Origin of the sequence: Vibrio sp. 10N.222.51.C5, assembly GCF_041474575.1 — a bacterium.
Lineage (GTDB): Bacteria > Pseudomonadota > Gammaproteobacteria > Enterobacterales > Vibrionaceae > Vibrio > Vibrio crassostreae_C.
Genome location: NZ_JBFRUJ010000040.1, coordinates 25,121 through 50,545, shown reverse-complemented (window position 1 = coordinate 50,545; position 25,425 = coordinate 25,121). Strand labels below are relative to the sequence as shown.

The 25,425-nt window shown below is 44.8% G+C and carries 27 protein-coding genes; 6 read left to right on the top strand and 21 right to left on the bottom strand.

All coding sequences use genetic code 11. The features are described 5' to 3' along the window. Positions 1–304: 304 nt before the first annotated feature. Positions 305–1,705, top strand: a complete 1,401-nt coding sequence (gene sthA / locus AB4558_RS13465) for a Si-specific NAD(P)(+) transhydrogenase (RefSeq protein WP_017061048.1) — start codon at positions 305–307, stop codon at positions 1,703–1,705. Positions 1,706–1,888: 183 nt separating this feature from the next. On the opposite strand, the gene dinF is transcribed toward sthA, so the two are convergent. The 4 genes from dinF to AB4558_RS13445 all read right to left on the bottom strand — a co-directional run bounded on the left by dinF (position 1,889) and on the right by AB4558_RS13445 (position 5,415). Further along, positions 1,889–3,244: an MATE family efflux transporter DinF gene (dinF, locus tag AB4558_RS13460; protein ID WP_372072748.1), complete on the bottom strand. Its 1,356-nt coding sequence runs from the start codon at positions 3,242–3,244 to the stop codon at positions 1,889–1,891. A gap of 117 nt (positions 3,245–3,361) precedes the next feature. Beyond that, positions 3,362–4,240, bottom strand: coding sequence for a class I SAM-dependent methyltransferase (locus tag AB4558_RS13455; RefSeq protein ID WP_372072746.1), 879 nt, complete (start codon positions 4,238–4,240; stop codon positions 3,362–3,364). Between the two features lie 97 nt (positions 4,241–4,337). Next, positions 4,338–4,958 carry a transcriptional repressor LexA gene (gene lexA / locus AB4558_RS13450; RefSeq protein WP_019820514.1) on the bottom strand — a complete coding sequence of 207 codons (621 nt, stop codon included), beginning with the start codon at positions 4,956–4,958 and terminating at the stop codon, positions 4,338–4,340. A gap of 94 nt (positions 4,959–5,052) precedes the next feature. Next, entirely contained in the window at positions 5,053–5,415 is a 363-nt protein-coding gene (locus AB4558_RS13445; RefSeq protein WP_048615036.1) for a diacylglycerol kinase, read from the bottom strand. A 220-nt stretch (positions 5,416–5,635) separates the two neighbouring features. Here AB4558_RS13445 and plsB point away from each other — a divergent pair, with 220 nt between their 5' ends. Beyond that, positions 5,636–8,059, top strand: a complete 2,424-nt coding sequence (plsB, locus tag AB4558_RS13440; protein ID WP_372072743.1) for a glycerol-3-phosphate 1-O-acyltransferase PlsB — start codon at positions 5,636–5,638, stop codon at positions 8,057–8,059. A 103-nt stretch (positions 8,060–8,162) separates the two neighbouring features. Here plsB and ubiA read toward each other — a convergent pair whose 3' ends face one another. Together ubiA and AB4558_RS13430 are read right to left on the bottom strand one after the other, a co-directional pair. Then, positions 8,163–9,017 (bottom strand): 4-hydroxybenzoate octaprenyltransferase, encoded by an 855-nt coding sequence (gene ubiA, locus AB4558_RS13435; protein WP_017061043.1) that lies wholly within the window; start codon positions 9,015–9,017, stop codon positions 8,163–8,165. After that, positions 9,018–9,560, bottom strand: a complete 543-nt coding sequence (locus AB4558_RS13430; protein WP_164091128.1) for a chorismate lyase — start codon at positions 9,558–9,560, stop codon at positions 9,018–9,020. Positions 9,561–9,722: 162 nt separating this feature from the next. Here AB4558_RS13430 and AB4558_RS13425 point away from each other — a divergent pair, with 162 nt between their 5' ends. Continuing rightward, positions 9,723–10,130, top strand: coding sequence for a flagellar basal body-associated protein FliL (locus AB4558_RS13425; RefSeq protein ID WP_048610748.1), 408 nt, complete (start codon positions 9,723–9,725; stop codon positions 10,128–10,130). 87 nt (positions 10,131–10,217) lie between these two features. Here the strand turns inward: AB4558_RS13425 and glpG are convergent, their stop codons facing one another. The 6 genes from glpG to ftsY all read right to left on the bottom strand — a co-directional run bounded on the left by glpG (position 10,218) and on the right by ftsY (position 15,852). After that, positions 10,218–11,060, bottom strand: a complete 843-nt coding sequence (gene glpG / locus AB4558_RS13420; RefSeq protein ID WP_017063770.1) for a rhomboid family intramembrane serine protease GlpG — start codon at positions 11,058–11,060, stop codon at positions 10,218–10,220. 58 nt (positions 11,061–11,118) lie between these two features. Beyond that, positions 11,119–11,439 (bottom strand): thiosulfate sulfurtransferase GlpE, encoded by a 321-nt coding sequence (gene glpE / locus AB4558_RS13415; RefSeq protein ID WP_017061039.1) that lies wholly within the window; start codon positions 11,437–11,439, stop codon positions 11,119–11,121. Positions 11,440–11,879: 440 nt separating this feature from the next. After that, the gene (rpoH, locus tag AB4558_RS13410) at positions 11,880–12,737 is read right to left on the bottom strand and encodes an RNA polymerase sigma factor RpoH (protein WP_017055518.1); all 858 of its coding nucleotides are present in this window, start codon (positions 12,735–12,737) and stop codon (positions 11,880–11,882) included. Between the two features lie 177 nt (positions 12,738–12,914). Next, complete coding sequence (gene ftsX, locus AB4558_RS13405; RefSeq protein ID WP_017061038.1) at positions 12,915–13,883, bottom strand: permease-like cell division protein FtsX; 969 nt, start codon at positions 13,881–13,883, stop codon at positions 12,915–12,917. After that, the gene (gene ftsE / locus AB4558_RS13400) at positions 13,870–14,547 is read right to left on the bottom strand and encodes a cell division ATP-binding protein FtsE (protein WP_004736585.1); all 678 of its coding nucleotides are present in this window, start codon (positions 14,545–14,547) and stop codon (positions 13,870–13,872) included. The genes ftsX and ftsE overlap by 14 nt, the downstream gene beginning before the upstream one ends. A 78-nt stretch (positions 14,548–14,625) precedes the next feature. Continuing rightward, positions 14,626–15,852: a signal recognition particle-docking protein FtsY gene (gene ftsY, locus AB4558_RS13395; protein WP_081231050.1), complete on the bottom strand. Its 1,227-nt coding sequence runs from the start codon at positions 15,850–15,852 to the stop codon at positions 14,626–14,628. 230 nt (positions 15,853–16,082) lie between these two features. Between ftsY and rsmD the strand changes: the two genes are divergently transcribed. Both rsmD and AB4558_RS13385 read left to right on the top strand, forming a co-directional pair. Next, positions 16,083–16,685 (top strand): 16S rRNA (guanine(966)-N(2))-methyltransferase RsmD, encoded by a 603-nt coding sequence (gene rsmD, locus AB4558_RS13390; RefSeq protein WP_017061036.1) that lies wholly within the window; start codon positions 16,083–16,085, stop codon positions 16,683–16,685. A 10-nt stretch (positions 16,686–16,695) separates the two neighbouring features. Next, complete coding sequence (locus AB4558_RS13385) at positions 16,696–16,962, top strand: DUF1145 domain-containing protein (protein ID WP_016784000.1); 267 nt, start codon at positions 16,696–16,698, stop codon at positions 16,960–16,962. Positions 16,963–17,079: 117 nt separating this feature from the next. Here AB4558_RS13385 and AB4558_RS13380 read toward each other — a convergent pair whose 3' ends face one another. The 4 genes from AB4558_RS13380 to AB4558_RS13365 form a co-directional block, all read right to left on the bottom strand. Beyond that, positions 17,080–17,664 carry a YhgN family NAAT transporter gene (locus tag AB4558_RS13380; RefSeq protein ID WP_009848232.1) on the bottom strand — a complete coding sequence of 195 codons (585 nt, stop codon included), beginning with the start codon at positions 17,662–17,664 and terminating at the stop codon, positions 17,080–17,082. Positions 17,665–17,924: 260 nt separating this feature from the next. Next, entirely contained in the window at positions 17,925–18,161 is a 237-nt protein-coding gene (locus AB4558_RS13375; RefSeq protein ID WP_017061034.1) for a YecH family metal-binding protein, read from the bottom strand. A 90-nt stretch (positions 18,162–18,251) separates the two neighbouring features. Then, complete coding sequence (locus tag AB4558_RS13370) at positions 18,252–18,872, bottom strand: lysoplasmalogenase (protein ID WP_372072735.1); 621 nt, start codon at positions 18,870–18,872, stop codon at positions 18,252–18,254. 927 nt (positions 18,873–19,799) lie between these two features. Then, on the bottom strand, positions 19,800–20,174 hold the full coding sequence (locus AB4558_RS13365) for a hypothetical protein (RefSeq protein ID WP_004736595.1): 375 nt from the start codon (positions 20,172–20,174) through the stop codon (positions 19,800–19,802). A 244-nt stretch (positions 20,175–20,418) separates the two neighbouring features. Here AB4558_RS13365 and AB4558_RS13360 point away from each other — a divergent pair, with 244 nt between their 5' ends. After that, complete coding sequence (locus tag AB4558_RS13360) at positions 20,419–20,748, top strand: DUF2500 domain-containing protein (protein ID WP_017061032.1); 330 nt, start codon at positions 20,419–20,421, stop codon at positions 20,746–20,748. Between the two features lie 60 nt (positions 20,749–20,808). Here AB4558_RS13360 and AB4558_RS13355 read toward each other — a convergent pair whose 3' ends face one another. The 5 genes from AB4558_RS13355 to AB4558_RS13335 form a co-directional block, all read right to left on the bottom strand. Further along, positions 20,809–21,822: an acyltransferase gene (locus AB4558_RS13355; protein ID WP_017061031.1), complete on the bottom strand. Its 1,014-nt coding sequence runs from the start codon at positions 21,820–21,822 to the stop codon at positions 20,809–20,811. A 169-nt stretch (positions 21,823–21,991) separates the two neighbouring features. Then, positions 21,992–23,212 carry an organoarsenical effux MFS transporter ArsJ gene (gene arsJ, locus AB4558_RS13350; RefSeq protein ID WP_029235838.1) on the bottom strand — a complete coding sequence of 407 codons (1,221 nt, stop codon included), beginning with the start codon at positions 23,210–23,212 and terminating at the stop codon, positions 21,992–21,994. 97 nt (positions 23,213–23,309) lie between these two features. Further along, positions 23,310–23,801, bottom strand: coding sequence for a cyclin-dependent kinase inhibitor 3 family protein (locus AB4558_RS13345; protein ID WP_372072733.1), 492 nt, complete (start codon positions 23,799–23,801; stop codon positions 23,310–23,312). A 41-nt stretch (positions 23,802–23,842) separates the two neighbouring features. Beyond that, the gene (locus tag AB4558_RS13340; RefSeq protein ID WP_372072731.1) at positions 23,843–24,844 is read right to left on the bottom strand and encodes an ArsJ-associated glyceraldehyde-3-phosphate dehydrogenase; all 1,002 of its coding nucleotides are present in this window, start codon (positions 24,842–24,844) and stop codon (positions 23,843–23,845) included. Between the two features lie 173 nt (positions 24,845–25,017). After that, positions 25,018–25,359: a metalloregulator ArsR/SmtB family transcription factor gene (locus AB4558_RS13335; protein ID WP_004736602.1), complete on the bottom strand. Its 342-nt coding sequence runs from the start codon at positions 25,357–25,359 to the stop codon at positions 25,018–25,020. Positions 25,360–25,425 lie beyond the last annotated feature (66 nt).

Here is a 25,425-nt window from a genome sequence, read left to right as displayed (position 1 = left end):
AGCCTAAACAGGCATGTCTAATACTCTATTCAATATAACGCGAATCACTTATTTATATAAGGCACTCTGGTTATATAAGACACTAAACATACCTCTTTGTTCACGTACCGAAGTAAATACGTTCGAAGAAAAAATTTCAATATCCACGCTGTCATTTGGAGACATACGACATACCAAATATTATTTTTTCGATAACACTGCGTGATCCCACCGACTCTCTGATGCCCTTTTCATGTACCCGAGAACAGAATCGGTTAAAATCTCGCTAAAGCAATGTTAATCAAATATAACAAGGAAGATATCTATGCCGCACTCCAACCACTTTGATGTAATCGTAATTGGTAGTGGCCCCGGAGGAGAAGGGGCAGCGATGGGATTAACCAAAGCCGGGTTGAACGTTGCAATCATTGAGAAAGAGAGCAGCGTTGGTGGTGGTTGTACTCACTGGGGAACAATTCCGTCAAAAGCACTGCGTCATGCCGTAAGTCGTATTATCGAATTCAACAGTAATCCGCTGTTTTGTCAGAACAACAAAAGCATACACTCAACGTTTTCTAACATTTTGGGGCATGCCAAATCGGTTATCGACAAGCAGACTCGATTACGCCAAGGCTTCTACGACCGCAACCAGTGCACGTTGGTCTTTGGTACTGCACGTTTTATCGATACCAACACTGTCTCGGTAATGCAAAGCGATGGCACTGAAGAACATTACAGTGCAGACAAATTTGTTATCGCGACAGGCTCTCGCCCTTACCAACCAGATAACGTCGACTTCCTGCATGAACGTATCTACGACAGTGACTCGATTCTTTCTCTTAAACACGACCCGCAACACATCATCATCTATGGTGCTGGCGTTATTGGTTGTGAATACGCGTCGATTTTCCGCGGTTTGGGTGTAAAAACCGATCTTATCAATACTCGTGACCGTCTGTTGTCATTCCTAGACAATGAAACCTCAGATGCACTTTCTTATCACTTCTGGAACAGCGGTGTCGTGATTCGCAACGATGAAACCTTTGAGAAAATTGAAGGCACTGATGATGGCGTGATCATTCACCTAGAGTCAGGTAAAAAGATGCGCGCTGATTGCCTACTGTATGCCAATGGCCGAACGGGTAATACCGATAAACTGAACCTTGGTGCTGTTGGCTTAGAAGCGGACTCGCGTGGGCAAGTCTCAGTAAATACCAATTACCAAACCAATGTTGACCATGTTTACGCTGTCGGTGATGTGATTGGCTACCCTAGCCTAGCAAGCGCGGCTTATGACCAAGGTCGATTTGTGGCTCAAGCAATTGTGAAAGGTGAAGCTGAACGCCACCTTATCGAAGACATTCCAACCGGCATCTACACCATCCCGGAGATCAGTTCTGTTGGTAAAACCGAGCAAGAACTTACCGCAGCTAAAGTACCGTATGAAGTAGGACGTTCTTCATTCAAACACCTAGCTCGTGCTCAAATTGCGGGTAAAGACATTGGTAGCTTGAAGATTCTGTTCCATCGCGAAACCAAAGAGATTTTAGGTATCCACGTGTTTGGTGAGCGTGCCGCTGAAATCATCCATATCGGACAAGCGATCATGGAACAGAAAGGTGAAGCAAATACCATCGAGTACTTTGTGAATACAACCTTTAACTATCCAACGATGGCGGAAGCTTATCGTGTTGCAGCACTCAACGGGCTTAACCGTTTATTCTAGATAAAGAACCAATAGGAGTATTTGACCACCCATAGGCCAAATACATAAACAGCAAGCCACGCGCTTGCTGTTTTTATTTAAAACACTGAATATTAAGGCATTGATAGTAATTAGATCATGATGTTCTAAATACCCCTTTACCTGTACAGCCTCATTTACTCTCCACAAACAGAGCCCTCAGAGCTAAGCGAGAAACTCCCCTTTCTTCCACTGAGAAACAAACAACACACCAAGACCAATTCCGCGCATTGCCATAAAGCTCAGCATCGCTAACCACAGCGCATGGTTCTCTAAACCTGATGCTAAATAGAAAATCGCGAAGAAACTACAGGTCGCAACAAACATACTATTGCGCATATCCTTGCCCTTGGTTGCTCCAACAAAAATACCATCCAACAAGAAGCACCACATAGACACCAATGGCATTGCGATTAACCACGGTAAATACACCTCGGCTTGACTCTTCACGTCTGGGATTGTGGTGATCATATTGATTAAGCTCGAGCCAACGAGTGCGAACACTATGGTCAGTACCAAACAAATATTGAAGCTCCAGAAGAAAGTTCCAATCAATGACTGGTTCAGCTCATCTTTGTCTTTCGCGCCTATCGCCTTACCGACCATCGCTTCCATTGCGTAGGCAAAGCCATCCATCCCATAAGAGATGATCATCAAGAAACTCATCAACACGGCATTGGCCGCAACAACATCATCGCCAAAGCTTGCACCTTGGAAGGTCATGAAAGTGAAAGTCGCTTGTAGGCATAATGAACGAAGAAAGATATCGCGATTCAATTTCACGAAACGACTCAAACCTTGGCTGGTTTTCTTAAGCAGATCCCATGGCGATGGTAACTGCTTCTTCGCCCAGATTCGGTAAACACAAATTAGGCCAAATGTTAGACCGGCATAATCAGCCATTACAGATGCCAATGCAGCACCTTCCACTTGCCACCCTAAGCCGATAACAAAAACGATATCCAAAACGATATTGGTGATATTGGTGATGATCACCATCCACATTGGCGCTTTGGCGTTTTGAGTCCCGAGCAGCCAACCTAGAATCACAAAGTTAGTCAGCGCGGCAGGTGCACTCCAAGCGCGGATTGAGAAATATTGCTGACCATAGTGCTTAACTTGATCACTGGCGCTACTCAATGAGAAAACTAAATCGGCGACTAAACTGTGTAAAAGTAAAAAGACACCAGCAAACCCAAAGGCCATGGTCACGCCTTGCACAAAAACTAAGCCTAGTTGCTTGCCATCATTCGCACCATAAGATTGTGCAGCTAGCCCTGTTGTCGACATACGCAGGAAACCAAGCAACCAAAAGGTCACGCTGATCATTGTGCCGCCCAGCGCCACACCACCTAAATACCAAGAGTGCTCTAGGTGACCGATAACCGCCGCATCGACTAAGCCCAACAGTGGAACAGTAATATTAGAGAGAACCATCGGGATCGCGAGCAACAGCACTTTTTTATGCATCGCCTGATTGGATAGCGTTTGAAAAATAGTTTGGGGATTAAATAACTTCACGATCACCTCTTAGATTAGAGGCGATAGTTTAACCTAGTGGGTGGGCTTTCACTATGTTGTGGAATTTTACTTATACCGGCTATGTGCTCAGTTACTCGAAATACAGAACCGCCAGGGTTACCACTTAACGAGCACTAACTGCGGCGTTAAACGCTTTTTGACCTGAGAGATTTTACAAAGAAGCCGCTGCCACAATTTCCAACGATTGCATTGTTGGTCTAGGGGAGAAAACGCTTTTACCCATTGTGCCCATGGCAGCCAATTAAGAACGCTGTCTATTGGTGAAGACAACCCATGAGCATACTTTCCTGAACCAAGTTTTTGCCCCAACGTACTTGAGCTTTTATCTCCAGCTAACACTAAACACGCATGTGCATGAGTAAAGTAGCGGCTCAAAGACTGAATGAAGTGCGCAGTCTGCTGTTCATTGCAATCGAGCAGAGCATGTTCACACACCACCATCACCGATGCTTGCTCTGGGATGTTAAGTTCATCTAACCAAGTTAGGTCATCAACAGAGCCACACTCTAAACGATAGCGTTCATTTTTGTGGAACAAGCGTTGTCGCCAAAGCAGATTCTCAGTTACATCTAACTCAACCCAATGACAGCGGCCATTATCTAAACGGTAGAAACGGGTATCGAGCCCTGCTCCCACGTTAATAATCCAAGCATCTGGGTTATGAGATAAAAACTGTTGAACTTGAGAATCACAAAGTTGAGTCAGTGTCGCGTAAAGGAGTTGCTGTTGGTCGAGTTCTCCGGTAAGACATTCTGGTGCGAGCTGGCAACGCTTGCAGGCTTGAGCTGCGATAGGATCATAAACGAGACCATCATCGGCTAGGCTTTCACGGCTACGAAACCAAAGATGCTGAACAAGGTTCGTCGGAACTTGGAATTCTTGATGTGCAGACGCTTGTTCAGAAGAAGCCTTTTGAACAGAGGAGCGCGGCTTACGAGTAAGCGGCTTCATTTGAGGTTTGGTTGGGTTTGGCATCATCATCTTCCTTGTATCTCGACAAAGAAGATGATAATGAATATCAATTACAATGACAAGTTATTGAGAATAAATATCAATAAGCTGTTTGTACTGACTACATCCAGTCGGTGTTGCGAATAATACCAACCGCAAGTCCTTCAATAGACAAGTGTTGAGATTCTAGATCGACATGGATTGGAGAAAACTCTTCATTTTCAGCATGTAACAGAACCGTTGAACCTTTACGTTCTAGGCGTTTTACCGTTACATCATCATCGACACGAGCCACGACAACCTGACCATCGCGTACATCTTGTGTTTTATGAACAGCTAATAAATCACCATCCATAATACCGATGTCTTTCATACTTTCGCCATTTACACGAAGTAAGAAGTCAGCTTGTGGTTTAAACATGCCTGGATCAACTTGGTAATGCATTTCTACATGCTCTTGAGCCAAGATAGGCTCACCAGCGGCAACCTGACCGATTAATGGTAAACCTTGCTCTTCGTTCGCTGCATCTTCAAGCAAAATACGAATACCGCGAGACGCACCCGGGATAATCTCAATCGCTTCTTTACGAGCAAGAGCTTTCAAATGTTCTTCTGCAGCATTAGCAGAACGGAAGCCTAGTTCACGCGCGATTTCTGCACGTGTCGGTGGCATACCGGAATCTTCGATCTTACCTTTGATAAGGTCAAAGACTTGTTGCTGGCGGGGCGTTAACGGCTTCATGATTCACCTGTCTTTTTATACAGTTGACTGTGAGTATATCCAGTAACTGAACAAAAGCAAAGCAATTGGTTGTTTTTAGTTCATTTTTAGCAAATTACAAAAACAAGATCTCTAGCCACACATAACCTGCGAGTGCCAAACAGATGAAAACCGCTGCCGAACCGACATCTTTCGCCATCCCAGAAAGCTCATGATGTTCACTGCCGATTCGGTCGACAACCGCTTCAATCGCGGTATTGATTAACTCGACAACCATCACCAATACCACCGATGAGATCATTAAGATTCGTTCAACTTGGCTTACATCTAGGTAAAATGCCAACGGAATAAGCACGGCCGCCATGAACACTTCTTGTCGAAATGCAGCCTCGTTTTTAAACGAACTCGTAATGCCTTGCCATGAAAAGCCTGCAGCTTTGATGATGCGTTTGAATCCGGTGTTTGATTTTTTGGTCATTTTTAACCCTATACTCAATCAGTCGATGAATGATTTTCCACAAACTTAACGGCAATATGACTATTTCCATTAAAAGGTTAGACCAGTTTCTGGTATTCTTGCATCGATTAAATTTACGCCTAGGCTTATCCCTATTTCACTCATAGGATTTATCCTTTTTATCAGAGAAATAGAGATACGCTTCAGCACATTGAAATAACTATTGAGGCAGTGAACCTATATGTCTTCTGGACAATCTTTTTCACGTTCATTAATGAAGCTACCTTTATCCGTATTGGTAAAGGGCACATCAATTCCTTCAAACCCTGTTGAGGATTTGAACATTGATTTGAGCAAACCGATTGTATACGCCTTACCGTTTCGCTCAAGTGTAGACATTCTTACATTGCAAAAACATGCACTTGAATTAGGCCTACCTGATCCGTTGAGCAAGCTTGAAATCAACGGCAAATCACTGCAACGCTACGTTTTTATCTCTTCTCGCAAAACTCTGCTGCAAGACGATGATTATGTACCAAGCTCTTCAATTGAAGTGTTCTCTGAATTGCTTTCACTGCACGCTGACGACTCTGAACTCGATGTTCAAGTTATCCCTGCTACCGTTTTGTGGGGACGCAAACCTGGTAAAGAGAATAACCAGAAGCCTTACCTACAGGCAATGAACGGCTTAGAGAAATCAAAAGCGGTATTGCTAGCCGGTCGTGACTGTCTGGTTCGATTTAGTCCTGTGGTTTCTCTACGCTACATGGCTAACTCACACGGCACCGACAGCACCATCGCGCACAAACTGGCGCGCGTGGCACGTATTCACTTCTCTCGCCAAAAGCTTGCTGCATCAGGTCCTAACCTGCCAAGCCGCCAAGCTCTGTTTGATCGCCTATTAAAATCAGAAGCGATCAAGAAAGCGATTGAAGACGAAGCACAAGCAAAGAACATCTCGATCGAGAAAGCGAGCAAAGAAGCTCAAGACATCATGGACGAGATTGCTGCGAACTTCTCTTACTCGCTGATCAAGCGTGGTGAAAAGATTCTTGGTTGGCTGTGGAATAAGTTGTACCAAGGCCTACATATCAGCAACGCTTCAACGGTTCGTAAGTTGGCTCAAGATGGTCATGAGATTGTTTACGTGCCTTGTCACCGTAGCCACATGGACTACTTGCTGCTTTCTTATGTGCTTTATCATGAAGGCATGGTGCCTCCGCATATCGCTGCGGGTATCAACCTAAACTTCTTCCCTGCCGGTCCTATTTTCCGTCATGGTGGTGCGTTCTTTATTCGTCGTAGCTTTAAAGGCAACAAGCTGTACTCGACGATTTTCCGTGAATACCTAGCGGAATTGTTCGCTAAAGGTTACTCAGTAGAGTACTTCAGTGAAGGTGGTCGTTCTCGTACAGGTCGTTTATTGCAGGCGAAAACAGGCATGCTAGCGATGACAATCCAAGCAATGCTGCGCGGCATGAATCGCCCAGTGACTTTGGTTCCTGTGTACATCGGCTACGAGCACGTGATGGAAGTGGCGACTTACGCGAAAGAACTTCGTGGTAAGCGCAAAGAGAAAGAAAACGCGAGCTTAGTGATTCGTACCATTCGTAAGCTGCGTAACTTTGGTAAAGGCTACGTGAACTTCGGTGAGCCGATTCAGCTTAACCAATATCTGAATGAACACTCACCTGAGTGGACCAAAGACATCGACCCAATGGGCACCAGCAAACCACAATGGATGAACCCAGTGGTTAATGACTTGGCGACCAAAATGATGACGCACATCAACGATGCGGCAGCAACCAATGCCCTGACCCTTTGTGCAACGGCACTATTGGCTTCAAGACAGCGTGCATTGTCTCGTGACTCTTTGGTTTCTCAGATCAACTGTTACCTGTCTCTGCTTAAGAACGTTCCATATTCGGCAACGTTCACTGTGCCAAAAGACAGCGCTGAAGATTTGGTAAAACATGCTGAATCACTGAACAAATTCTTGATTGAATCAGACTCAATGGGCGACATCATTTCGCTAGACCGTCACCAGTCAATTCTGATGACCTACTACCGAAACAACATCATTCACTTGTTTGCTCTGCCATCGTTAATTGCACAGATGACTATTCGTCAACGCGGTTTATCAATTGACGCGATCCAAGAGAACGTTGCTGCTATCTACCCGTTCTTGAAGAAAGAGCTGTTCCTAAGCTACGACGAAGACAAGCTTGAAGGCGTGGTTTCTAACATCATTGAAGAGCTGGTTAACCAAGGTATGCTTGTGGTTTCTGATAATGAAGTCACCATCAACCAATCAAACAGCCAAGCACTGATGCTGTTAGGTCGTACGATTTCAGAAACGCTACAACGCTACTCTATTGCTTTGAACCTGTTAGCAGAGAACCCTGATCTGGATAAATCCGATCTTGAACAGAAGAGCCAAGACATTGCACAGCGACTTGGTCGTCTGCAAGGCATCAATGCACCAGAGTTCTTCGATAAAGGCGTGTTTGCGTCGATGTTCGCAACTCTGAAACAACAGCAATATCTGGATAACGATGGTAACTGTGATTTAGACAAGACTGAGCAATTCGCTAAGCTTCTCTACTCAATGCTTTACCCTGAAGTACGTTTGACGATTCAAGAGAGTATCCACCAAGCGGAGTAATCATCAGCTTGGTGTCTCTTGAATAGCGAGGCCAAACGCGATCAAAAAAGGCACCCAATGGGTGCCTTTTTCTTTAGCATTCGTTAACTCGAAAAGCGGATGCTTACCAGAAGGTAATGAACAAGCCCGCTGTCACTGCCATTCCAACATAGTTGTTGTTTAGAAAGGCTTGGAAACAAAGGTCTCGATCACGGTGGCGCATCAGGTGTTGTTGATACACAAATAAGCTTCCCGCTACCAACAGTGCCCAATAGAAGGTATCTCCTAGTTGGTAATGCATGCCTAACGCAATCAGCATCGCTAGGGTGACGAGTTGCAAAGAGCCAACAATCAGTTTATCGAAGCGACCAAATAAAATAGCCGTCGATTTAATACCAATCTTCAAGTCATCATCTCGGTCAACCATCGCATATTGCGTGTCGTAAGCAATCGTCCACAACGCGTTAATCACGAAGACAAACCACACAATGCTTGGCAGTTCATTGGTTTGTGCCGCCCAAGCCATTGGTATCGCCCAACTAAACGCTAAGCCAAGAAACAACTGTGGAAGATGCGTAAAACGCTTCATGAAAGGGTAAATGAACGCCAGACCCACACCAATAAATGAGAGCTTAATGGTCAGTGGATTCATGGTGAGTACCAGCAAGAATGAAACTACGGCTAGCACTAAAAAGAGCAGAATCGCTTCCTTACTGGAAACCAAACCTGAGGGTAATGGACGCTGCTTGGTACGTTTAACATGACCATCTACTTTACGGTCCGCAAAGTCATTGATCACACAGCCAGCTGAACGCATCAACACCACGCCGAGTACAAAAACAACCAAGACATCAAAATCAGGCATACCTTGTGCGGCGATAATCAGTGACCACAAGGTCGGCCAAAGGAGTAATAGGGTACCAATCGGGCGATTCATTCGCGTTAATTGCCAATACGCCTTCGCTTTGGTGGCAAGCATTTACACACTCTCCTTAGAGTAAATGGGTGATGTTGGTAAAAACAGTTCTGCCACAAGCATCGGTTTATGGTTCATCCATAATCGAGAACGACGCGCGAGTAATCGCTCATCGCCTGCGATAACCCAACCGACTTGCAGCGCATCTCGCTCCACGTTCTCAGCACTGAAAACGGTCAATCCAAGCGGGACATTACCTTGTTGAGAAAGGTCTGAGTGCTGATGATCTTCTAATGTGACTCGGGGAATCAAGGTTCGACCTAACACCCACGGTTCGTCATCACCCTTTAAAATCACTTTACGCAGTAAGCAATCAAACGATGATAAAAGATGTTCCTCGTCTTGTTGCAGCATTGAGCGTTCTACAACTTGATTATGAAGCAACTCAACAGACAGGTGCTGACAGCACTTCCCCAACTTGCGGGAAAGAGAACCTTGCTCCATCAGCCACTCTTTGGTGGTTTCATTAGGAAAATCAAATGTTTCTGTACTTTGCCAATCTACATTCATTAACGAATTAAGATACAGCGATATTGGCTGATTCATACTAGTATTCAATAGGTGACTTTACACGTACAATAAAGCTTCAACTTTCGAACAAAATTAAAGCGTTCTTCGAATTGTAAACGTATTTAGATTTAGACCGCTCATTGTAACAAGACTAATGCGTTTCGAATATCGCGAATAAACTAAAGAAAAGTCACAAATATGCACAAACGTTATGTAGCCCAAATATTTCTTGCGATTACCCTACTCTTTTCAGCATCAAGTTTCGCTGAAGAGGAGTCGGCAGCTAAACTCGCCTACTTCACGCTAGAGCCAGACCTGACCACCAATTTTTACACTAAAGGTAAAAAACTGGGCTACATTCAGGTTCGCCTCGACATCATGGTGGCAAATAGTAACGACTTGGCCGCTATTGAGCATCACCAACCACTGATTCGCGATGCGGTGATTGAATTGCTTGGCAAACAAAACGAAGAAACCATTAAATCTCTATCTGGCCGTGAAGACTTAAGAAAATCCTTAGTTGAACACCTCAACAAGATTTTGCTTCCAGAGACAGGTAAAACCCTGATTGCTGACTTACTGTTTACCAAATACCTTTATCAGTAATGATGTAAAACGAATCCCAATAAAAAAGCGGCTCATCTGGCCGCTTTTTTTGTCTCTATCGTTTGGCTACTCATTAGAAGATATGAATTAGCTTCTTGCCGAGCTTGGTGCTTTCATCGCATCGATAAAGCCAATAATCACACCAGCGGCTAGACCAGCTAAATGCGCCGTATTGGCGATAGCCATAAATGGCTGCATGTACCCAAGCACCAACCACACCAACATAAAGCCGACAATCTGTCTTGGGATACCTAAACCAAGTTGTGGCGCCTTCGCACCAACCACCCATAAGTAACCAACCAAGGCATACACAACACCAGACAAACCACCGAAGTTCGCCCCTTCAACCCAATACTGCCCAGCACCTGAAAGCGCAGAAGAGACAGCAAAGATCTGAAGTAGCTTGAGGCTGCCAAGTTTCTTCTCAATGTCTCCACCTAGCTGCCACCACCACAAAATATTAAATGCGATGTGCATAACAGAGAAATGTAGAACGGCATGACTCAACCAACGCCACAGCTGCCATTGCTGTCCATCCACCGCTGGGAAATGTAGGGCATTGAAAATAGCTTGGCCAAAACCGATCTGTTGCAGCGCAAAAATCACCACACACACCAACATCAGGCTTAGTGTCACTGGGCCTGCTTTGGCTTTGATCATGCCCATGAAGCTTGGCGTGTGGTAATGGAAGTTGCTCTTTCTGGTCTCTGCCATGTCCCAAGATGCAGCTTGATAGCGCTTATGATTGGGCTCAGCCAGAAAACGATTCAGCTCAGCTTCGGTTTCAACCTGAAATTGGCCATCAAGAAGCCAAAGAGCAAAACGCCCTTCTCCCTCTGGAGACATCTGAATAGGGATCTGACGAGAGGCCATATAATCAATAAATGCTTGAGCAAGACGTGGATTGTCTAACACCATCAATCTAATCATTGTTACTTCCTATTCATTCTATGAGGGATGCTTGAGGCGGTTCAGGTGATGAAAGTCATTAACCTGCGATCACTGGAAGTTCAGCACGATGCCAAGCTTCGAAACCACCATCAACACTATATACCTCTTCAAAGCCTTGGTTCACTAAATATTGTGCCGCACCTTGGCTACTGATGCCGTGGTAGCACATCACTAAGATAGGTTGTTCGAACTCAACCTCATCCATGAATGACACCATCGTATCGTTAGTCAGGTGGTAGGCTGTTTTTGGGTGGGCAACCGCAAAAGACTGCGGGTCACGTATATCGACAAGTCGAGCTTCGCCTTGTTCGATGAGGGCTTGAGCGCCTTTAACATCGATATGTTTAAACTGGTCCATGACTTTCTCTTTTTATACTGATTTACTTTGCTGCCATTGTAACCTATCCCAAGGCTAACATTCACATCCACTTAATAAGGTTATCCACCAGCGATCACTTTTACACCATTTGTGGATAAATCTGTGAATTGCGTGAATAAAGTGTCTTTTCAAAAATAGATCCACAACATGTAGTAATGATCCTGATCTAACTGTGGGTTAACTGAAACATATCCCCACTCGAAAAACCCCGTCAAAGCCTTACTACACACTGCTTTTAGATAGCTGACGAATAAACTTCTCACAGAGTTATCCACAAAATCATTTTGCAAATTTCGATCGCAAAAGTTGAGAAATCGATCCAAAACAAAAAGGCCGAGATCTCTCGATCTCGGCCTTTTCAAAATTCAGCTATTTGTTAGCTCTACTAGAAAGTAGAAGCTAATAGAAACTAGATGCTATTAGAAATCACCAACGGCTTGTTTCAATTTCTTCATCGCATTCTTTTCTAACTGGCGAACACGCTCAGCTGATATACTGTAGGTATCCGCTAAGTCTTGCAGGGTTGCCTTGTTGTCATCTAACCAACGTGAGCGAACAATGTGTTGGCTACGCTCGTCTAAGCTTGCTAGTGCTAGCCCTAGGCGATTATTGGTGTGTGACTCCCAGTTAGCCGCTTCAACCGTCTCAGCAACGTCTGACGCCTTGTCTTCTAGGTAGTAAACTGGAGCAGTGTAAGCAGAACCGCCATCGTCATCGTCCATAGGCGCTTCAAACGTCGCATCTTGTGCTGCTAAGCGAGATTCCATCTCACGAACTTCTGAAGGCTCAACACCCAGTTCACGAGCAACCGTCTCAACTTCACCGTTATTGAACCAACCCAAACGCTTTTTAGACTTACGAAGGTTAAAGAACAGTTTACGCTGTGCCTTAGTAGTCGCAATTTTAACGATACGCCAGTTACGTAGAACGTATTCATGGATTTCAGCTTTGATCCAGTGAACAGCAAACGAGACGAGACGAACACCAACTTCTGGATTGAAGCGCTTAACAGCCTTCATCAAGCCGATGTTACCTTCTTGGACGAGATCAGCCATTGGTAGCCCGTAGCCAGAGTAGCCTCTTGCAACGTGCACCACGAATCTTAGGTGGGAAAGGATCAAGCCTTTCGCAGCGTCGATCTCACCTTTGTAATGTAATCGCTCTGCAAGTCCACGTTCCTCTTCAGGAGTCAGCATAGGGTAGCTGTTCGCTGAGCGGATATAGCTATCTAAACTATCTTGTGTGACTAAAGCCATTTGATACGCTTGGTTTGCCATTCGGTTCCTCATCAATCTCTGATCTGGAGTAATACATCTATTAAAACCCTACAATCTTGAACCTAAAATGAACAGGTTTCAAGGAGGGGGAAGTAATTATGCATAATCAATTCGTCTATACAAGGCAAAAACTGGTTAAGAAGTGCCTATTTTTCGTCTAAATATGACTCTATTCACCTAAACTGGTTCAATTTCTTTTAGGTGACGCTGTGCAGAAAGCTTTGCAGCCACACTACCAAGCAGAGTTCCGACGATCAAAAGCAGTAAAGATTCATCCCAACTCAGGCCAATTAAACGGAAGTGGCTGTCGTATAGCTGAGCCAAGTCATCCACCGCGCTGTTCAGCAATACGGTAATCAATGCCGTCATTACCCAAGCGCTAATCGAACCTAAAACGCCAAACCACATCCCAGCATAAAGGTATGGTCGAAGAATGTAGCTGTCGGTCGCACCAATCAGCTTCATGGTTTGAATCTCTTCTTTATGCGCCAACACATTAAATCGTAGTGTATTGCCGATAATCAGAAATACCGCGCCCAGCATCAATACCGTTAAGGTAATCACGATGACAGCCGCTAATGCTTTGATCGCATCTAATCGCGCTAACCAATCTTCGTCTAGGCGAACATCGGTCACTAATTCTTGTTGTTTAACTGTGCCTGCCAGCTCTTTAATTAAGGTATCGCTGTGCACGCTTGGCGTAATCACCAGCACACCTGGCAGTGAATAATCGTCGAGAATGGTTAGGGCGTCTTCAAAACCAGAATACTGGCTGAGGTCTGCAAGCCCTTGCTGCGGAGAAATGTACTCCACGAGCTCAACTTGATCCCAACTTTCGATTTCATCCTTAAGCACCATTACTCGTGGCTCAGGAATACCATCCTCTACATAAGCACTTATTTGTGACGGGCTAGTGACATCTTGCGCCACTTCCCCTACATTTTTACCTAATAGGTACAAACAAGCTGGCATCGCCAACGCCATAGAGATCACCGCAAGGGTCAGTAAGTTGCCTAACGGGCGCTGCCACATTTGCGAGAACGATGACTTGGCTTGTTTCCAGTGAACAACAAAGAAGCCGTCGCTTGAAGCGCGGTTTGCTGCTCGATTAGATTGAGGTTTTTTGATGCGCTTATTCGCGGCCATAGTCTTCAACCTCACTCAAAAATCCTTGGTTTAATTCAAGATGGCGGTACTGAGGGCGAGTGTTCACTAACCCGATATCATGCGTCGCTAGGATGATCGTCACACCTGCGCGGTTGAATTCTTCAAATAATCGCAACACACGGTTAGATAATTCAGGGTCTAGATTACCGGTAGGCTCATCGGCTAAAAGCAGAGTTGGACGGTTAACCACGGCGCGAGCAATACCCACGCGTTGTTGTTCACCACCAGAAAGTTGGCTTGGCAAACAACGGGCTTTATCTAATAAACCGGTTTTATCCAACGCAGCACTGACTCGGCGTTTTATTTCGTTTTCAGAAATAGATTCAATACGCATAGGCAGAGCGACGTTATCGAAAATCGAACGGTCCATCAGCAGGCGATGGTCTTGAAAAACAATCCCAATATTACGGCGTAAGAAAGGAATGTCTTTGGCTGGGATACGAGTGATATCGTGATCGTTGAACCAGACACGTCCATCAGTTGGACGCTCTATCGCGCAGATCAACTTCAGCAAGGTACTTTTACCAGCCCCAGAGTGCCCACCCAAAAAAGCCATCTCTCCACGTTTCAGGTGAAAGTCCACTTTTTGGAGCGCTTGTCTTCCACCTCGGTAGGCTTTACTCACTTGCTGAAATTTGATCACCGAAAATTCCTCTTACGATCACTAATATCAAATTTAAAAACGGTAGCAGATTAAGGATAAACCACTTTGCTACTCGCGTTACTCTTCGCGGCTAAATAGTGCTTCAATGAAGTCTTTAGATTCAAATGGACGCAGGTCATCAATACCTTCACCCACACCAATGTAGCGGATTGGAATCTGGAACTGGTCAGCAATTGAGAAAATTACACCACCTTTCGCCGTACCATCTAGCTTAGTCAGTGTAATACCCGTAACTGGAGCCACTTCACTGAACAACTTCGCTTGGCTGATAGCGTTCTGACCTGTACCTGCATCGAGCGTTAGCATGATTTCGTGTGGCGCAGAGTCATCAATCTTCTTCATTACACGAACGATCTTGCGTAGCTCTTCCATCAGGTTGCTCTTGTTCTGCAAACGACCGGCTGTATCAGCAATCACAACATCAACACCACGAGCCTTCGCTGCTTCAATCGCATCGTAGATAACAGACGCACTGTCCGCACCAGTGTGTTGAGCGATAACTGGCACATCGTTACGCTGACCCCAAACCTGAAGCTGTTCAACGGCTGCAGCACGGAAGGTATCACCCGCTGCTAGCATCACTTTCTTGCCTTCATTTTGGAATTGTTTCGCCAGCTTACCGATCGTAGTTGTCTTACCGACACCGTTCACACCCACCATTAAGATAACGTAAGGTGTTTTAGTGGTATCAACAACCAGTGGCTGTTCCACTTGGCTTAAGATATCTGCCATCTCTTCTTTGAGCAGACCATAAAGCGCTTCACCGTCTTTTAGGTCATTGCGAGATGCTTTTTCTGTCAGGTTTTCAATGATCTTAACCGTGGTATTCATACCCACGTCAGCGATCAGAAGTTGCTCTTCTAGCTCTTCAAACAGGTCTTCATCGATTTGCTTGCCTTTGAACAGACCAAAGAAACCCGCACCGATGTTTGCTTTGGTGCGGCTTAGGCTGCGCTTAAGGCGAGCAAAGAAGCTTTCTGTCGGCTTCTCTTGAACTTCTTCAACCTTAGCTTGAGGAGCAACCACTTCTTCCTGTTCTGCTTCTGCTTCTGCTTCTGCTGCGACAGGTTGCTGCTCTTGTTGAGCTTCTTCAAGCGCTTGCTCAGGTTCAGTTGGCTTAGCTTGTTCAGCTTCAGGCGCGACCTGTTCAGCCTCAACTTGTGATTCAACTTCAGTTTGATCTTCAACGCTTTCTACGTTCGCTTCATTCTGAGTTTTTGGGCTTTGTTCTTCTTCACCAAAACCAAGCCACGATAATAATCCGCGCTTCTTTTTTTCCGTCATCAGAGGAGTTTCCTAGATCTACTAATTAGCTGTATTGACTTAATACACGTCGACTCTTTGCTATTGTTATACAATACAAGCTTGTACAAACGAATAGTAAAGAAAAATGACAAAGCAGTGATAAGTTTGCTTTTAGCTTGATACACTTTGTCATTGCAAATTTATTTAATACACGAACCCACTTAAATTGGGCTCGGTATAGTATCACTTTATTAGCGGTCAAAAAATCTATGGTAAGACGTCGCCAGCAAAACACATCACAAAAAAAGCCATCCGGAGGCTTTGTTCGAATTATTAGTGGCTCATGGAGAGGTAGAAAGCTGCCTGTTCATGATTTAGAAGGATTACGCCCAACCATTGACCGAGTAAAAGAAACACTCTTTAACTGGGTGGCTCAAGATATCCCACATTCAACTTGCTTGGATGTATTTGCCGGCTCTGGCGGTCTAGGTTTTGAAGCAGCTTCTCGCCAAGCAAAAATGGTGACACTGCTCGAAATGAATCAAAAGGCGGCTAAACAGCTTTCTGATAACGCGAAAGAGCTCAAGGCAGACAACATTAATGTCGTGAATACTGATGCTATCTCTTTCCTTAAGAAACCGGGCACTCCTTACGATATGGTTTTCCTTGATCCACCATTTCGTAAAGGCTTACTTGCAGAAACAGTACAACTGCTTGAGAGTAACGGTTGGCTTGCAGACAATGCCATCATTTACGTCGAGACAGAGAAAGAACTGAAACTCGAAGCTATGCCAGAGAACTGGGAATTGCATCGCGATAAGACCACCGGACAGTCAAGCTACCGACTGTTCAATCGAATCACTGAAGAATAGGAGTTATTGAATGAAGTTCTTGCTTCCACTAGCAAAAGCAGCCATCGCCTTTGTTTGGTTTATCTTAATCGTAAATATTTTCTACCCGTTTCCGGGTAATGCTGCGATTGCGCTTTATATCATGACAGCATTCTTGTTCTTCATGCACGGCCTGCAGATGCTGATTTTCATCGGTGCATTCGGCGATAAGATCGAGATGTCACGTTGGGAGAAGTGGTCAATATTGATTTTCGGTGTCTTCGCCTTACTCGATATCCGACGCAAACACATGATGTAATCGAGCTTAAGCCCAGATATAAAAAGCTTAGCTACAAAAAACATCATGACAGAAACAGTAGAGACAAAAACGCCGCTCATTTGAGCGGCGTTTTTTTATTCAGCAATGATATTGATGTTAGCCCATGTAGCCTTTCACACCATCGAGGAACATTTGCGTCGACAGCATAACCAATAACAAGCCCATCAAACGTTCGATGGCTTTAAGGCCTCTCTCACCCAGCACTCGCAGGAAGAAGCCATTAAACATCAAAATAAAGAAGGTTGCGCCCCAAGCCAGCATCACTGCGCCTGAAAGCTCTAACATGTTGTCAGGGTGCTGTGTCGACAACAGAATCAATGCCGCAATCACTGAAGGGCCAGCAATCATTGGGATCGCCATCGGCACAATAAACGGTTCTTCACCCGCCGCGAGGCCAGTAATACTACCCGCACTTGGGAAAATCATCTTAATCGCGATGATGAATAGAATAATACCGCCAGAGATACTCAAGGTTTCAGGCTGCACGTGCAGGAAGTTCATGATGCTTTGACCAGCAAACAAAAACAACAGCAGGATAATCAGCGCAAACATCAGTTCACGAACAAGAACAATACGGCGACGCTTCGGATCAATATGCTTAAGGATAGAGAGCACGATTGGTAGATTGCCAAGCGGGTCCATAATAAGAAACAGCATAGTTGCTGCAGATAAAATTTCCATAAGTTTGTCTCGAAAAGCGTAAGTGCGCGGAGTATAGCAGCCTCAACATTGATTTTCGAACGCAGTAATAAAAGGATTAACTTATGTAATTAGAAGGGAATTTTGCGAGAGCAAATAGAAAAGGTAGAAAGGAGAAAAGAGAAAAGAGAAAAGAGAAAAGAGAAAAGAGAAAAGAGAATTTAAAGAGTGAAGCCGAAACGTCGCATCCACTCTTCTTATCTATAAAAGCCAAAAGGCTCTAAAAACCAAGTCACTGGGAGTCAGTGGTTACACACACGTTCGCGATTAGTGCAAAGCTTGTCATCAATAACCACGACCTTTTCCATCTTCAGGAAAAACTTCAGCAATCCATCTAAATCCAGACCGTTCAGCTTACACGTATGAAAACGCGCTTCTGCGCCATAAGTTTGAGCGAGCTCTTGCGTCAACTCTTCACGAGTCAGTGGCTTTTCACTCAGTAGGTTTAAAACGTTGTGTGCATGAATTTCGGTAGTCATAACTCTATCTCATGTTTAATGAACTAGACGTAGAGTACCTACTTTCATCTGAGCTGCCTTGATGTAGCTCAGAGTTAAGTTAGCTCTACCCTAAATGGTCAGGGAAGCAACAATGAGCGCGTGTGCCAGAAAGTAACTGCCCGTCACCCAAAAGTAGGCACCCTTAATTGGGCTACGATAGAAATTTAGCGCGTACGCCAATGCTGAAAGCAGCAACACGACACAACCCGCAAAACCGACCGCATGCGACAGTTGAGGGTCAAGCAACCAGAGCTCACCAGAAGCCCATGCAAGCTGAATAAGCACGATACCCATGATAACCACAGGAAAGACGAGTTTGTCTAAGCGAGGCAGAAGTAAGAAAAAAGCAACGACACAAGCCGCCAACAGCAGCGCGAACAACCACCAGACCATTTCTCCTGATAGCTGTAACCAAAATGCTTTGCTGTAACAGAGCTGAGCTAACAAGAAGCAAACAAAATGCAGAGGACGTTTTTGAGTAACAGTATGCAGGACATCTGCGATCGCAGAGACCGCCAACCCAGCAACGACCCAATAGGTAAAATCAGCAACGACAGATTGAGTTAAAGCAATGGTCGCTAATAATACATAGGTAAAAACCTTATACGATAAGACCTGACCGATATGTCCATGTTTCGTTCCTGCTATTGCTCCGATACCAGACAAGGAAACCGCCAACCAACTCCACATACCATTTGCCCTATTGCTTTAAATCGTCGCCAGTCTAGGCACACGAGTGTTGATGTAAAGCCTCAGCCCCTCAAAATTGGATCTTGATTACGCTTCCACTAAAAAGAGTCTCTTTAGATTGAAGTCGTAACAATTACCACCATGACAATGGCCATTCGTTTAAAACTAGAACGAATCATCATAAAACCCATTCAAACTGGCATTAGAGTCGCCATACTTGAATTTTGGCCAATTCTAACCTATCGAACCCACCAAAACTGGCCTAATCCCAGCAAATACCACACTTAAAAAATTAAAATAACCACATTTAAAGCAAATTATAACAATAACTTAAACAAACAAACTCAAGATTAATAAGGAAATAAAAACGCCAACCAAGCCTAGACTTATAAAGTAGCCAGTTTTCTTTTTTAACGCCCAGTTTTGTCAGGTTATTTCAAGCCTCCGGTAAAAATCGCCACAAAAACCAAGCCGAAAACTTAAAAAACCAACCAAAACCAACCTAGTCACCACCAACCCCTATTAATACAGTTTAACAACCTTTAACAATATAAATTACACAAAACAACCATTGTAAAACAACAAGTTAAATTAAATTAGAACAAACATAAATCACAACGAACAAATTAAGAACACACCATAAAACACAGTTAAACACTGCCAAACAAGCCAAAAACTCATAGTTTTCTACTACTTTTAAAGCTTTCGAAAGTAATTCTTGATCTAAAGCCATAAGTAGTGCTATTCTTTAAAACATAGCGAGAGACAACCAAATTTAGGAGTAGTGTTATGATTTCATCTTCGCAAAGACAAGGACTTGTAATGATCGCGGTAGTTGTAGGTCTAATGACACTACCGATGATGTACTAAGCAAGTTACAGATAAAAAAAGGGACGCCATGAGCGTCCCTTTTTTTGTTCAATTTTTTCACTTCGAAAACAGATGCAGTGTTAGCACATCCCAGTTCGCATAATAGAAACCTGCGGCAGCTAAAGTCATTGCCATCATCAGTAAGATCGCAACTCGCCAGATAAAACGACCACTACGTGGAGTCAGCTCCTTCTCACAGTCGTTACACATCATGATGAACTTATGTTGATCTTCCAACTTAGCCTCATGTTCATTGACTACCTTATTACGACACGTTGCGATATAGCGCAGCTTGCTCACCATATCGTGCGGTAGCCTTTCTTCACAGCTTGTTACAAGCTCATGCAATCCTTCGCCTTCGGCATGATATTGAAGCCTCAATAATTTCTCTATATTGCGAGTTCTTGTCACCACTTTTTCAATATCGGTCATCTTGGCCCTCCCACTCCACACTATAATTCTAGTCGAGCATTTCCCTATTCTTATACAAAATCACTGTTATTTACGAGAGAAAGAGACAATAAATAACAATGCCTTATCCCAAACTGGCCATTAAATGTGATGTCTGCCGAAAAATAATCAGCTTGGCTTACAACAGTTCACGAATAACGGCTTTAAACACATATCCCTATTGCCTGAAAGACTAGAATAACCATCACGACTACATGGAGGTTATATGCCTAATTCACTCTTTTTTGCCATCTTTGCTCTCGCTGCTCTAGCGGCTTGGGTATTTATTGGTTTCTATCGAAAACACTCGCAAGGTGAAAATGCGCCAGAGAAGAAAGTGAATGTCACGGTATTAGACAAACAATCCATCGACCTTCCTGACGCAGAACCGGGCCAAGAAGATCAAGAGTACTGGATTTACGTTCAACGTGGTGTGGTTGGTCCGAAGCGAGAATTCCAAGTCGGCATCCACTATTTCCACGCCCTTAACCCTGGCGACAAAGGAACCTTAACCTACCAAGGCGATAAGTTCTTACACTTTGCGTTGAAGCGCTAAACGTCAGCCGCTTCAACTGTCGTCCCTAAGCAATCCATCAGAAAGCCTTAGCAATCACCGCTAAGGCAATAACCAACGCGTTTTCTCTGACTTAGACACCAACCAGCTCATCCATAATGCGCCAGCTCCGCTGATCACAATCCATAATGGAATAACCCATGCCGGATGTCCTTGGTACCAACCAAACTCTTTCATCGGCCACAAGAAAATCGGGTGCAGCAGGTAAATACCTAAGCTGTGCTTACTGATAAAGCCAACCACTTGGTTACTCTTCTCAGACAGGCCTTCACCATAGTAACGGCATACCATGAACACCATGCTCGCGGCTAATACGGTATTCAACGTTTTGTAAGATAGCCAGCGCCCTACCGTGTACTCTTCTGCTACCAAGCTTGCATCAACCACCATGTAAACCGTGGTTAGTAACGCTAGCCCACCCAGTAACACACTCACGCCAACGGTCATCTTGTTAAGTGGCACAATCTTATACAGCAAGTAACCCAATGGTAAGTAACCGGTGTACAACCACAATTCGTGACTCCAAGGGCCATCGATTTTCAGTAAGAACAGCAATGTTGTGAACAACCATACCGCCGTAAAGGCATAGACCGATCTATCACCGTACTTTCTAACCATGATCTGCAAGAACGGAATCACAAAATAGAGTGGGATGAAGTAATAGAAGAAACCAAGGTGGTAATAGGTGTAATGATGGTAGCTATTAAGCAACACGTCCCAACTGACGTCGGCATCAAAGCCCATTGCCGACCAGCCCGACAGATAGGTATAGAAAAGCGACCAGACAATGAAAGGTATCAGTACCTTGCCCAAACGACGCTTGAGGTAGTATTTGGCGTCAAACGGGCGCTGATCACTGAGCATCAGTGCGCCAGTAATCAAAATGAACACAGGTACTGCCCAGCGGCTGAAACCGTTTACCGTAATGGCAGTAAGCCATTCACCGAAAGGAATAGTGCCCAACTCATTGCGATAAGGCGCCAAAACATGAATCGCGATAACCGCTACGGCCGCGACACATCGTGCTAAATCAAAAAAGAGAATTCGCTGCTTCATGTAAATGCCTGATTAATATTCAATCATTCTACTATAGCAATAAAAAAGCTGACCGGAATAAATACCAAGTCAGCTTAGTGTTAAAGGAGATACTTATCGCGAATTTAGCTCATACGACTCTAGCTTCTGCGACTTGAGCTCTCACAAATGAGGCTCATGTGGCTGAAGCTTATGCCGCTGAAATTTGCGGCACTTTCGGTAAACGCAGAGAGATCACCGTCGTTATCGCCAAGAATGCGAAGGAAACCCACAGACACGCAGACAAACCTGCCATTTGGAATACCAAGCCCGACAATATCGTGCCAATCAAACGGCCCATCGCGTTTGCCATGTAGTAGAAACCGACATCAAGAGAAACGCCATCGCCTTTCGCATAACTCACAATCAAATATGAGTGAAGTGATGAGTTCACCGCAAAGATGACACCAAACACCATCAAGCCACCGATAATAACTAACTCGGGTTGCCAGCCAATCTGTACCGCATAAGCGATAGCAGCGGTCACTATAGCCAGCGCACCAGCCCATAACAGCGCGGCATGGCCATCTGGCACCTTACCTTGAGCTTTACCAGTAATCTTCGGCGCTATGCCCTGTACAAAGCCATAAGCGATAGTCCAAGCAGCTAAGAAACCGCCAACCCATGAGTGATCCCAACCAAACACACTGCCTAGGTAAATCGGCAAAGCAATCACAAACCACACATCACGAGCGCCAAACAGGAACATACGTGCTGCGGATAGGATGTTGATGGATTCAGACTTAGAGAAGATCTGTTTGAACTTAGGCTTGGTTTTCGCTTTGCCCATGTCCGCTTCTAAGCTCAACACACTGCCAACGAAGACCAATGCCAACACGGCTGCCATCGCGAGCACGGCGTATTGGAAGCCAATCGTTGAAAGCAGTAAACCACCAATAAAGAAGCCTGCCCCTTTAAGCGCATTCTTAGATCCGGTCAGAATCGCAATCCACTTATAAAGCGCGCCTTGTTGTTCATCAGGAACCAGAGTCTTAATTGAGCTCTTGGCACTCATCTTATTGAGGTCTTTAGCGATACCAGACAAGGCTTGCGCCGCCATGACCCAAGGAATGGTCAGCATTGCCGTTGGCACCGCGAGCATACCCAAGGCGACGACTTGCATGCCTAACCCAATGTTCATGGTCTTATTGAGGCCAAGACGCGCCCCTAACCAGCCACCGATTAGGTTCGTCACCACACCAAAGAATTCATAGAAAAGGAACAGTGAGGCGATTTCTAACGAACTGTAACCAAGGTCGTAAAAATACAGAACCACCAGCATGCGAAGTGCACCATCAGTAATGGTGAAATTCCAGTAGTTAAAAGTCACCAACATGTATTGGCGAACGCTCTTACTTAGATTTGAAAACATAACGCTATCTCTGCAATCTAAACAAAAAGAGCTTTTGGATCACGATAAGCTAAACACTCCAGATACCAAAAGCTCCTTGTATAACAACGATGGCTTATTAGCTGTTCGCTACGCCATTGATATACTCAACCTGAATAGGCTTAGTAAATGCGCCGGGACGCAGTGCCTGCACCTCTTGAACAACCTTGCTCAAATCCCAGCCTTTTTCTAACAGTAGGTGAGCCGCGAACAAACCAGTGCGACCAGAGCCCCCCATACAATGCATCGCAACCTTGCCGCCGTTATCAACGATGTTATGTAGCTCAGGGCTAGCCGCTTGCCACTTCGCAGCAAAATCAGCACCCGGTGCACAGTCGTCTTCAATTTCGATTTGGAACCATTGCATGCCTAGCGCACGTGTTTTTTCACCAAGTGCCGCCACGTCTTTGCTTGCAAGCTCATGGTCATCAAGTGCTGTCACGATAGCTTCAACGCCTTGCTCTTTTAGCTGAGCCAGTGATGCATCAAGCGTTGCTTCTTTTGTGCCTGGGCACGGAGTAAGCACTAACGCACCTTGCTCTAGGTCTAGTTGCCATGTTGGATGTGTCATTATGTATTCTCCAAATTCTACTATTTCTTAAGTACGCAGGCTTAAGCTAAACCAACGGTACGAACTAACTCAGCGGTACGTGTCGCGTAGCCCATCTCGTTGTCGTACCAAGCGTAGATCTTAACCATGCGCTTACCGACCAACATCGTTGATAGTGCATCCACGATTGTTGAGCGTTGGTCGCCTTTGTAATCGATAGAAACCAGTGGACGCTCTTCAAAGCCAAGAATACCTTTTAGTTCATTCTGAGACGCTTCTTTCAGCATCGCGTTGACTTCTTCTGCTGTGGTGTCTTGCTTCACTTCGAAGATGATGTCTGTCAGAGAAGCATTCGCTAGTGGTACACGAACCGCGTGGCCGTTGATACGGTTTTCAAGCTCTGGGAAGATCTCAACAATCGCCTTAGCGCTGCCCGTTGTTGTTGGGATAAGGCTCATACCACATGCTCGTGCACGGCGTAAGTCCTTATGGGGCGCATCAAGAATCGTTTGCGTGTTAGTTAGATCATGAATAGTGGTGAAAGCTGCGTTCTCGATACCAAGCTTCTCGTTGATCACCTTAACCACTGGCGCGAGACAGTTCGTTGTACAAGACGCTGCCGTTACGATTTTATGTACCGCAGGATCGAAGATATTGTCGTTCACACCGACAACGATGTTTGCGATGCCTTCTTCTTTCACAGGGGCTGATACCACAACGCGCTTCACACCTTGCTCTAGGTATTTGTTTAGGAAAGAGGTCTTACGGTGAACACCTGTCGCTTCGATAACCACATCACAACCAGACCAATCGATCGCATCAATGTCGCGCTCTTTTGTGGTTTTGATGCGTTGACCATTGATGATCATCTCGTCGCCTTCTGCAGTTACTTCGTGGTGAAAGCGACCTTGAACCGAATCGAACTCAAGAAGGTGAGCCAATGTTGCTGTGTCGCCAGCCACATCGTTAATTTGAACAAATTCTAGCTCATCCCAATCGAATGCTGCGCGAAGTGCTAGACGGCCGATACGACCAAAACCATTAATACCTACTTTGACTGTCATTTTCTGTTCTCTCAGTTAATTGCCTTCATATTTGAAGCCGCAGCGTTGTTGACTACGTTCACTTACCGGATCGCCGGCCTCCCTAATCACATAGAGCCACTATGCTCATAGGGATAAGTTCACTTGTCGCCTAACTGCAACTCCAACTATTTCGGCATTAAGTTTTAATGTATTTAAACGCAACATACTGGGCGTGAGTTCATCGACTCTAAGCGCTCAATATCTTGCTGGTATTCAGTTTTCAAACAGTTCGATGCGATAAGGTCGTCAATTAACTTTAGCATCCAACCTGGTAAATCTTGTGACAGGCGGTAAAACACCCACTGCCCCTGGCGAACATCAGTCAAAATACCGTTTGAACGCAACTGCGCAAGATGGCGTGAAACCTTTGGCTGACTTTCTTGCAATGCCTGAGTCAATTCACCAACCGATAAGCACTCATTGCGAACTATCAACATTAAGCAACGCACTCGCGTTTCATCGGACAGTAATTTAAAAAATTGGTGAGGAAGCATAAATACATACTCATATATGGATATGCATATATATTAGATATAAAAAAACGCACGTCAAGGCGTGCG

What these genes read in the sequence shown, in the direction of transcription:
- AB4558_RS13455 (WP_372072746.1), bottom strand. Translation starts at nt 4,240, where the DNA reads ATGCCAAACCCAACCAAACCTCAAATGAAGCCGCTTACTCGTAAGCCG.
- AB4558_RS13375 (WP_017061034.1), bottom strand. Translation starts at nt 18,161, where the DNA reads ATGACTACCGAAATTCATGCACACAACGTTTTAAACCTACTGAGTGAA.
- AB4558_RS13340 (WP_372072731.1), bottom strand. Translation starts at nt 24,844, where the DNA reads ATGACAGTCAAAGTAGGTATTAATGGTTTTGGTCGTATCGGCCGTCTA.
- AB4558_RS13360 (WP_017061032.1), top strand. Translation starts at nt 20,419, where the DNA reads ATGCCTAATTCACTCTTTTTTGCCATCTTTGCTCTCGCTGCTCTAGCG.
- AB4558_RS13430 (WP_164091128.1), bottom strand. Translation starts at nt 9,560, where the DNA reads ATGAATCAGCCAATATCGCTGTATCTTAATTCGTTAATGAATGTAGAT.
- AB4558_RS13385 (WP_016784000.1), top strand. Translation starts at nt 16,696, where the DNA reads ATGAAGTTCTTGCTTCCACTAGCAAAAGCAGCCATCGCCTTTGTTTGG.
- AB4558_RS13445 (WP_048615036.1), bottom strand. Translation starts at nt 5,415, where the DNA reads ATGACCAAAAAATCAAACACCGGATTCAAACGCATCATCAAAGCTGCA.
- AB4558_RS13365 (WP_004736595.1), bottom strand. Translation starts at nt 20,174, where the DNA reads ATGACCGATATTGAAAAAGTGGTGACAAGAACTCGCAATATAGAGAAA.
- AB4558_RS13370 (WP_372072735.1), bottom strand. Translation starts at nt 18,872, where the DNA reads ATGTGGAGTTGGTTGGCGGTTTCCTTGTCTGGTATCGGAGCAATAGCA.
- ftsY (WP_081231050.1), bottom strand. Translation starts at nt 15,852, where the DNA reads ATGACGGAAAAAAAGAAGCGCGGATTATTATCGTGGCTTGGTTTTGGT.
- rsmD (WP_017061036.1), top strand. Translation starts at nt 16,083, where the DNA reads ATGGTAAGACGTCGCCAGCAAAACACATCACAAAAAAAGCCATCCGGA.
- arsJ (WP_029235838.1), bottom strand. Translation starts at nt 23,212, where the DNA reads ATGTTTTCAAATCTAAGTAAGAGCGTTCGCCAATACATGTTGGTGACT.
- plsB (WP_372072743.1), top strand. Translation starts at nt 5,636, where the DNA reads ATGTCTTCTGGACAATCTTTTTCACGTTCATTAATGAAGCTACCTTTA.
- glpG (WP_017063770.1), bottom strand. Translation starts at nt 11,060, where the DNA reads ATGATTAGATTGATGGTGTTAGACAATCCACGTCTTGCTCAAGCATTT.
- glpE (WP_017061039.1), bottom strand. Translation starts at nt 11,439, where the DNA reads ATGGACCAGTTTAAACATATCGATGTTAAAGGCGCTCAAGCCCTCATC.
- ftsX (WP_017061038.1), bottom strand. Translation starts at nt 13,883, where the DNA reads ATGGCCGCGAATAAGCGCATCAAAAAACCTCAATCTAATCGAGCAGCA.
- AB4558_RS13335 (WP_004736602.1), bottom strand. Translation starts at nt 25,359, where the DNA reads ATGCTTCCTCACCAATTTTTTAAATTACTGTCCGATGAAACGCGAGTG.
- ubiA (WP_017061043.1), bottom strand. Translation starts at nt 9,017, where the DNA reads ATGCTTGCCACCAAAGCGAAGGCGTATTGGCAATTAACGCGAATGAAT.
- AB4558_RS13425 (WP_048610748.1), top strand. Translation starts at nt 9,723, where the DNA reads ATGCACAAACGTTATGTAGCCCAAATATTTCTTGCGATTACCCTACTC.
- AB4558_RS13380 (WP_009848232.1), bottom strand. Translation starts at nt 17,664, where the DNA reads ATGGAAATTTTATCTGCAGCAACTATGCTGTTTCTTATTATGGACCCG.
- AB4558_RS13355 (WP_017061031.1), bottom strand. Translation starts at nt 21,822, where the DNA reads ATGAAGCAGCGAATTCTCTTTTTTGATTTAGCACGATGTGTCGCGGCC.
- AB4558_RS13345 (WP_372072733.1), bottom strand. Translation starts at nt 23,801, where the DNA reads ATGACACATCCAACATGGCAACTAGACCTAGAGCAAGGTGCGTTAGTG.
- sthA (WP_017061048.1), top strand. Translation starts at nt 305, where the DNA reads ATGCCGCACTCCAACCACTTTGATGTAATCGTAATTGGTAGTGGCCCC.
- lexA (WP_019820514.1), bottom strand. Translation starts at nt 4,958, where the DNA reads ATGAAGCCGTTAACGCCCCGCCAGCAACAAGTCTTTGACCTTATCAAA.
- rpoH (WP_017055518.1), bottom strand. Translation starts at nt 12,737, where the DNA reads ATGGCAAACCAAGCGTATCAAATGGCTTTAGTCACACAAGATAGTTTA.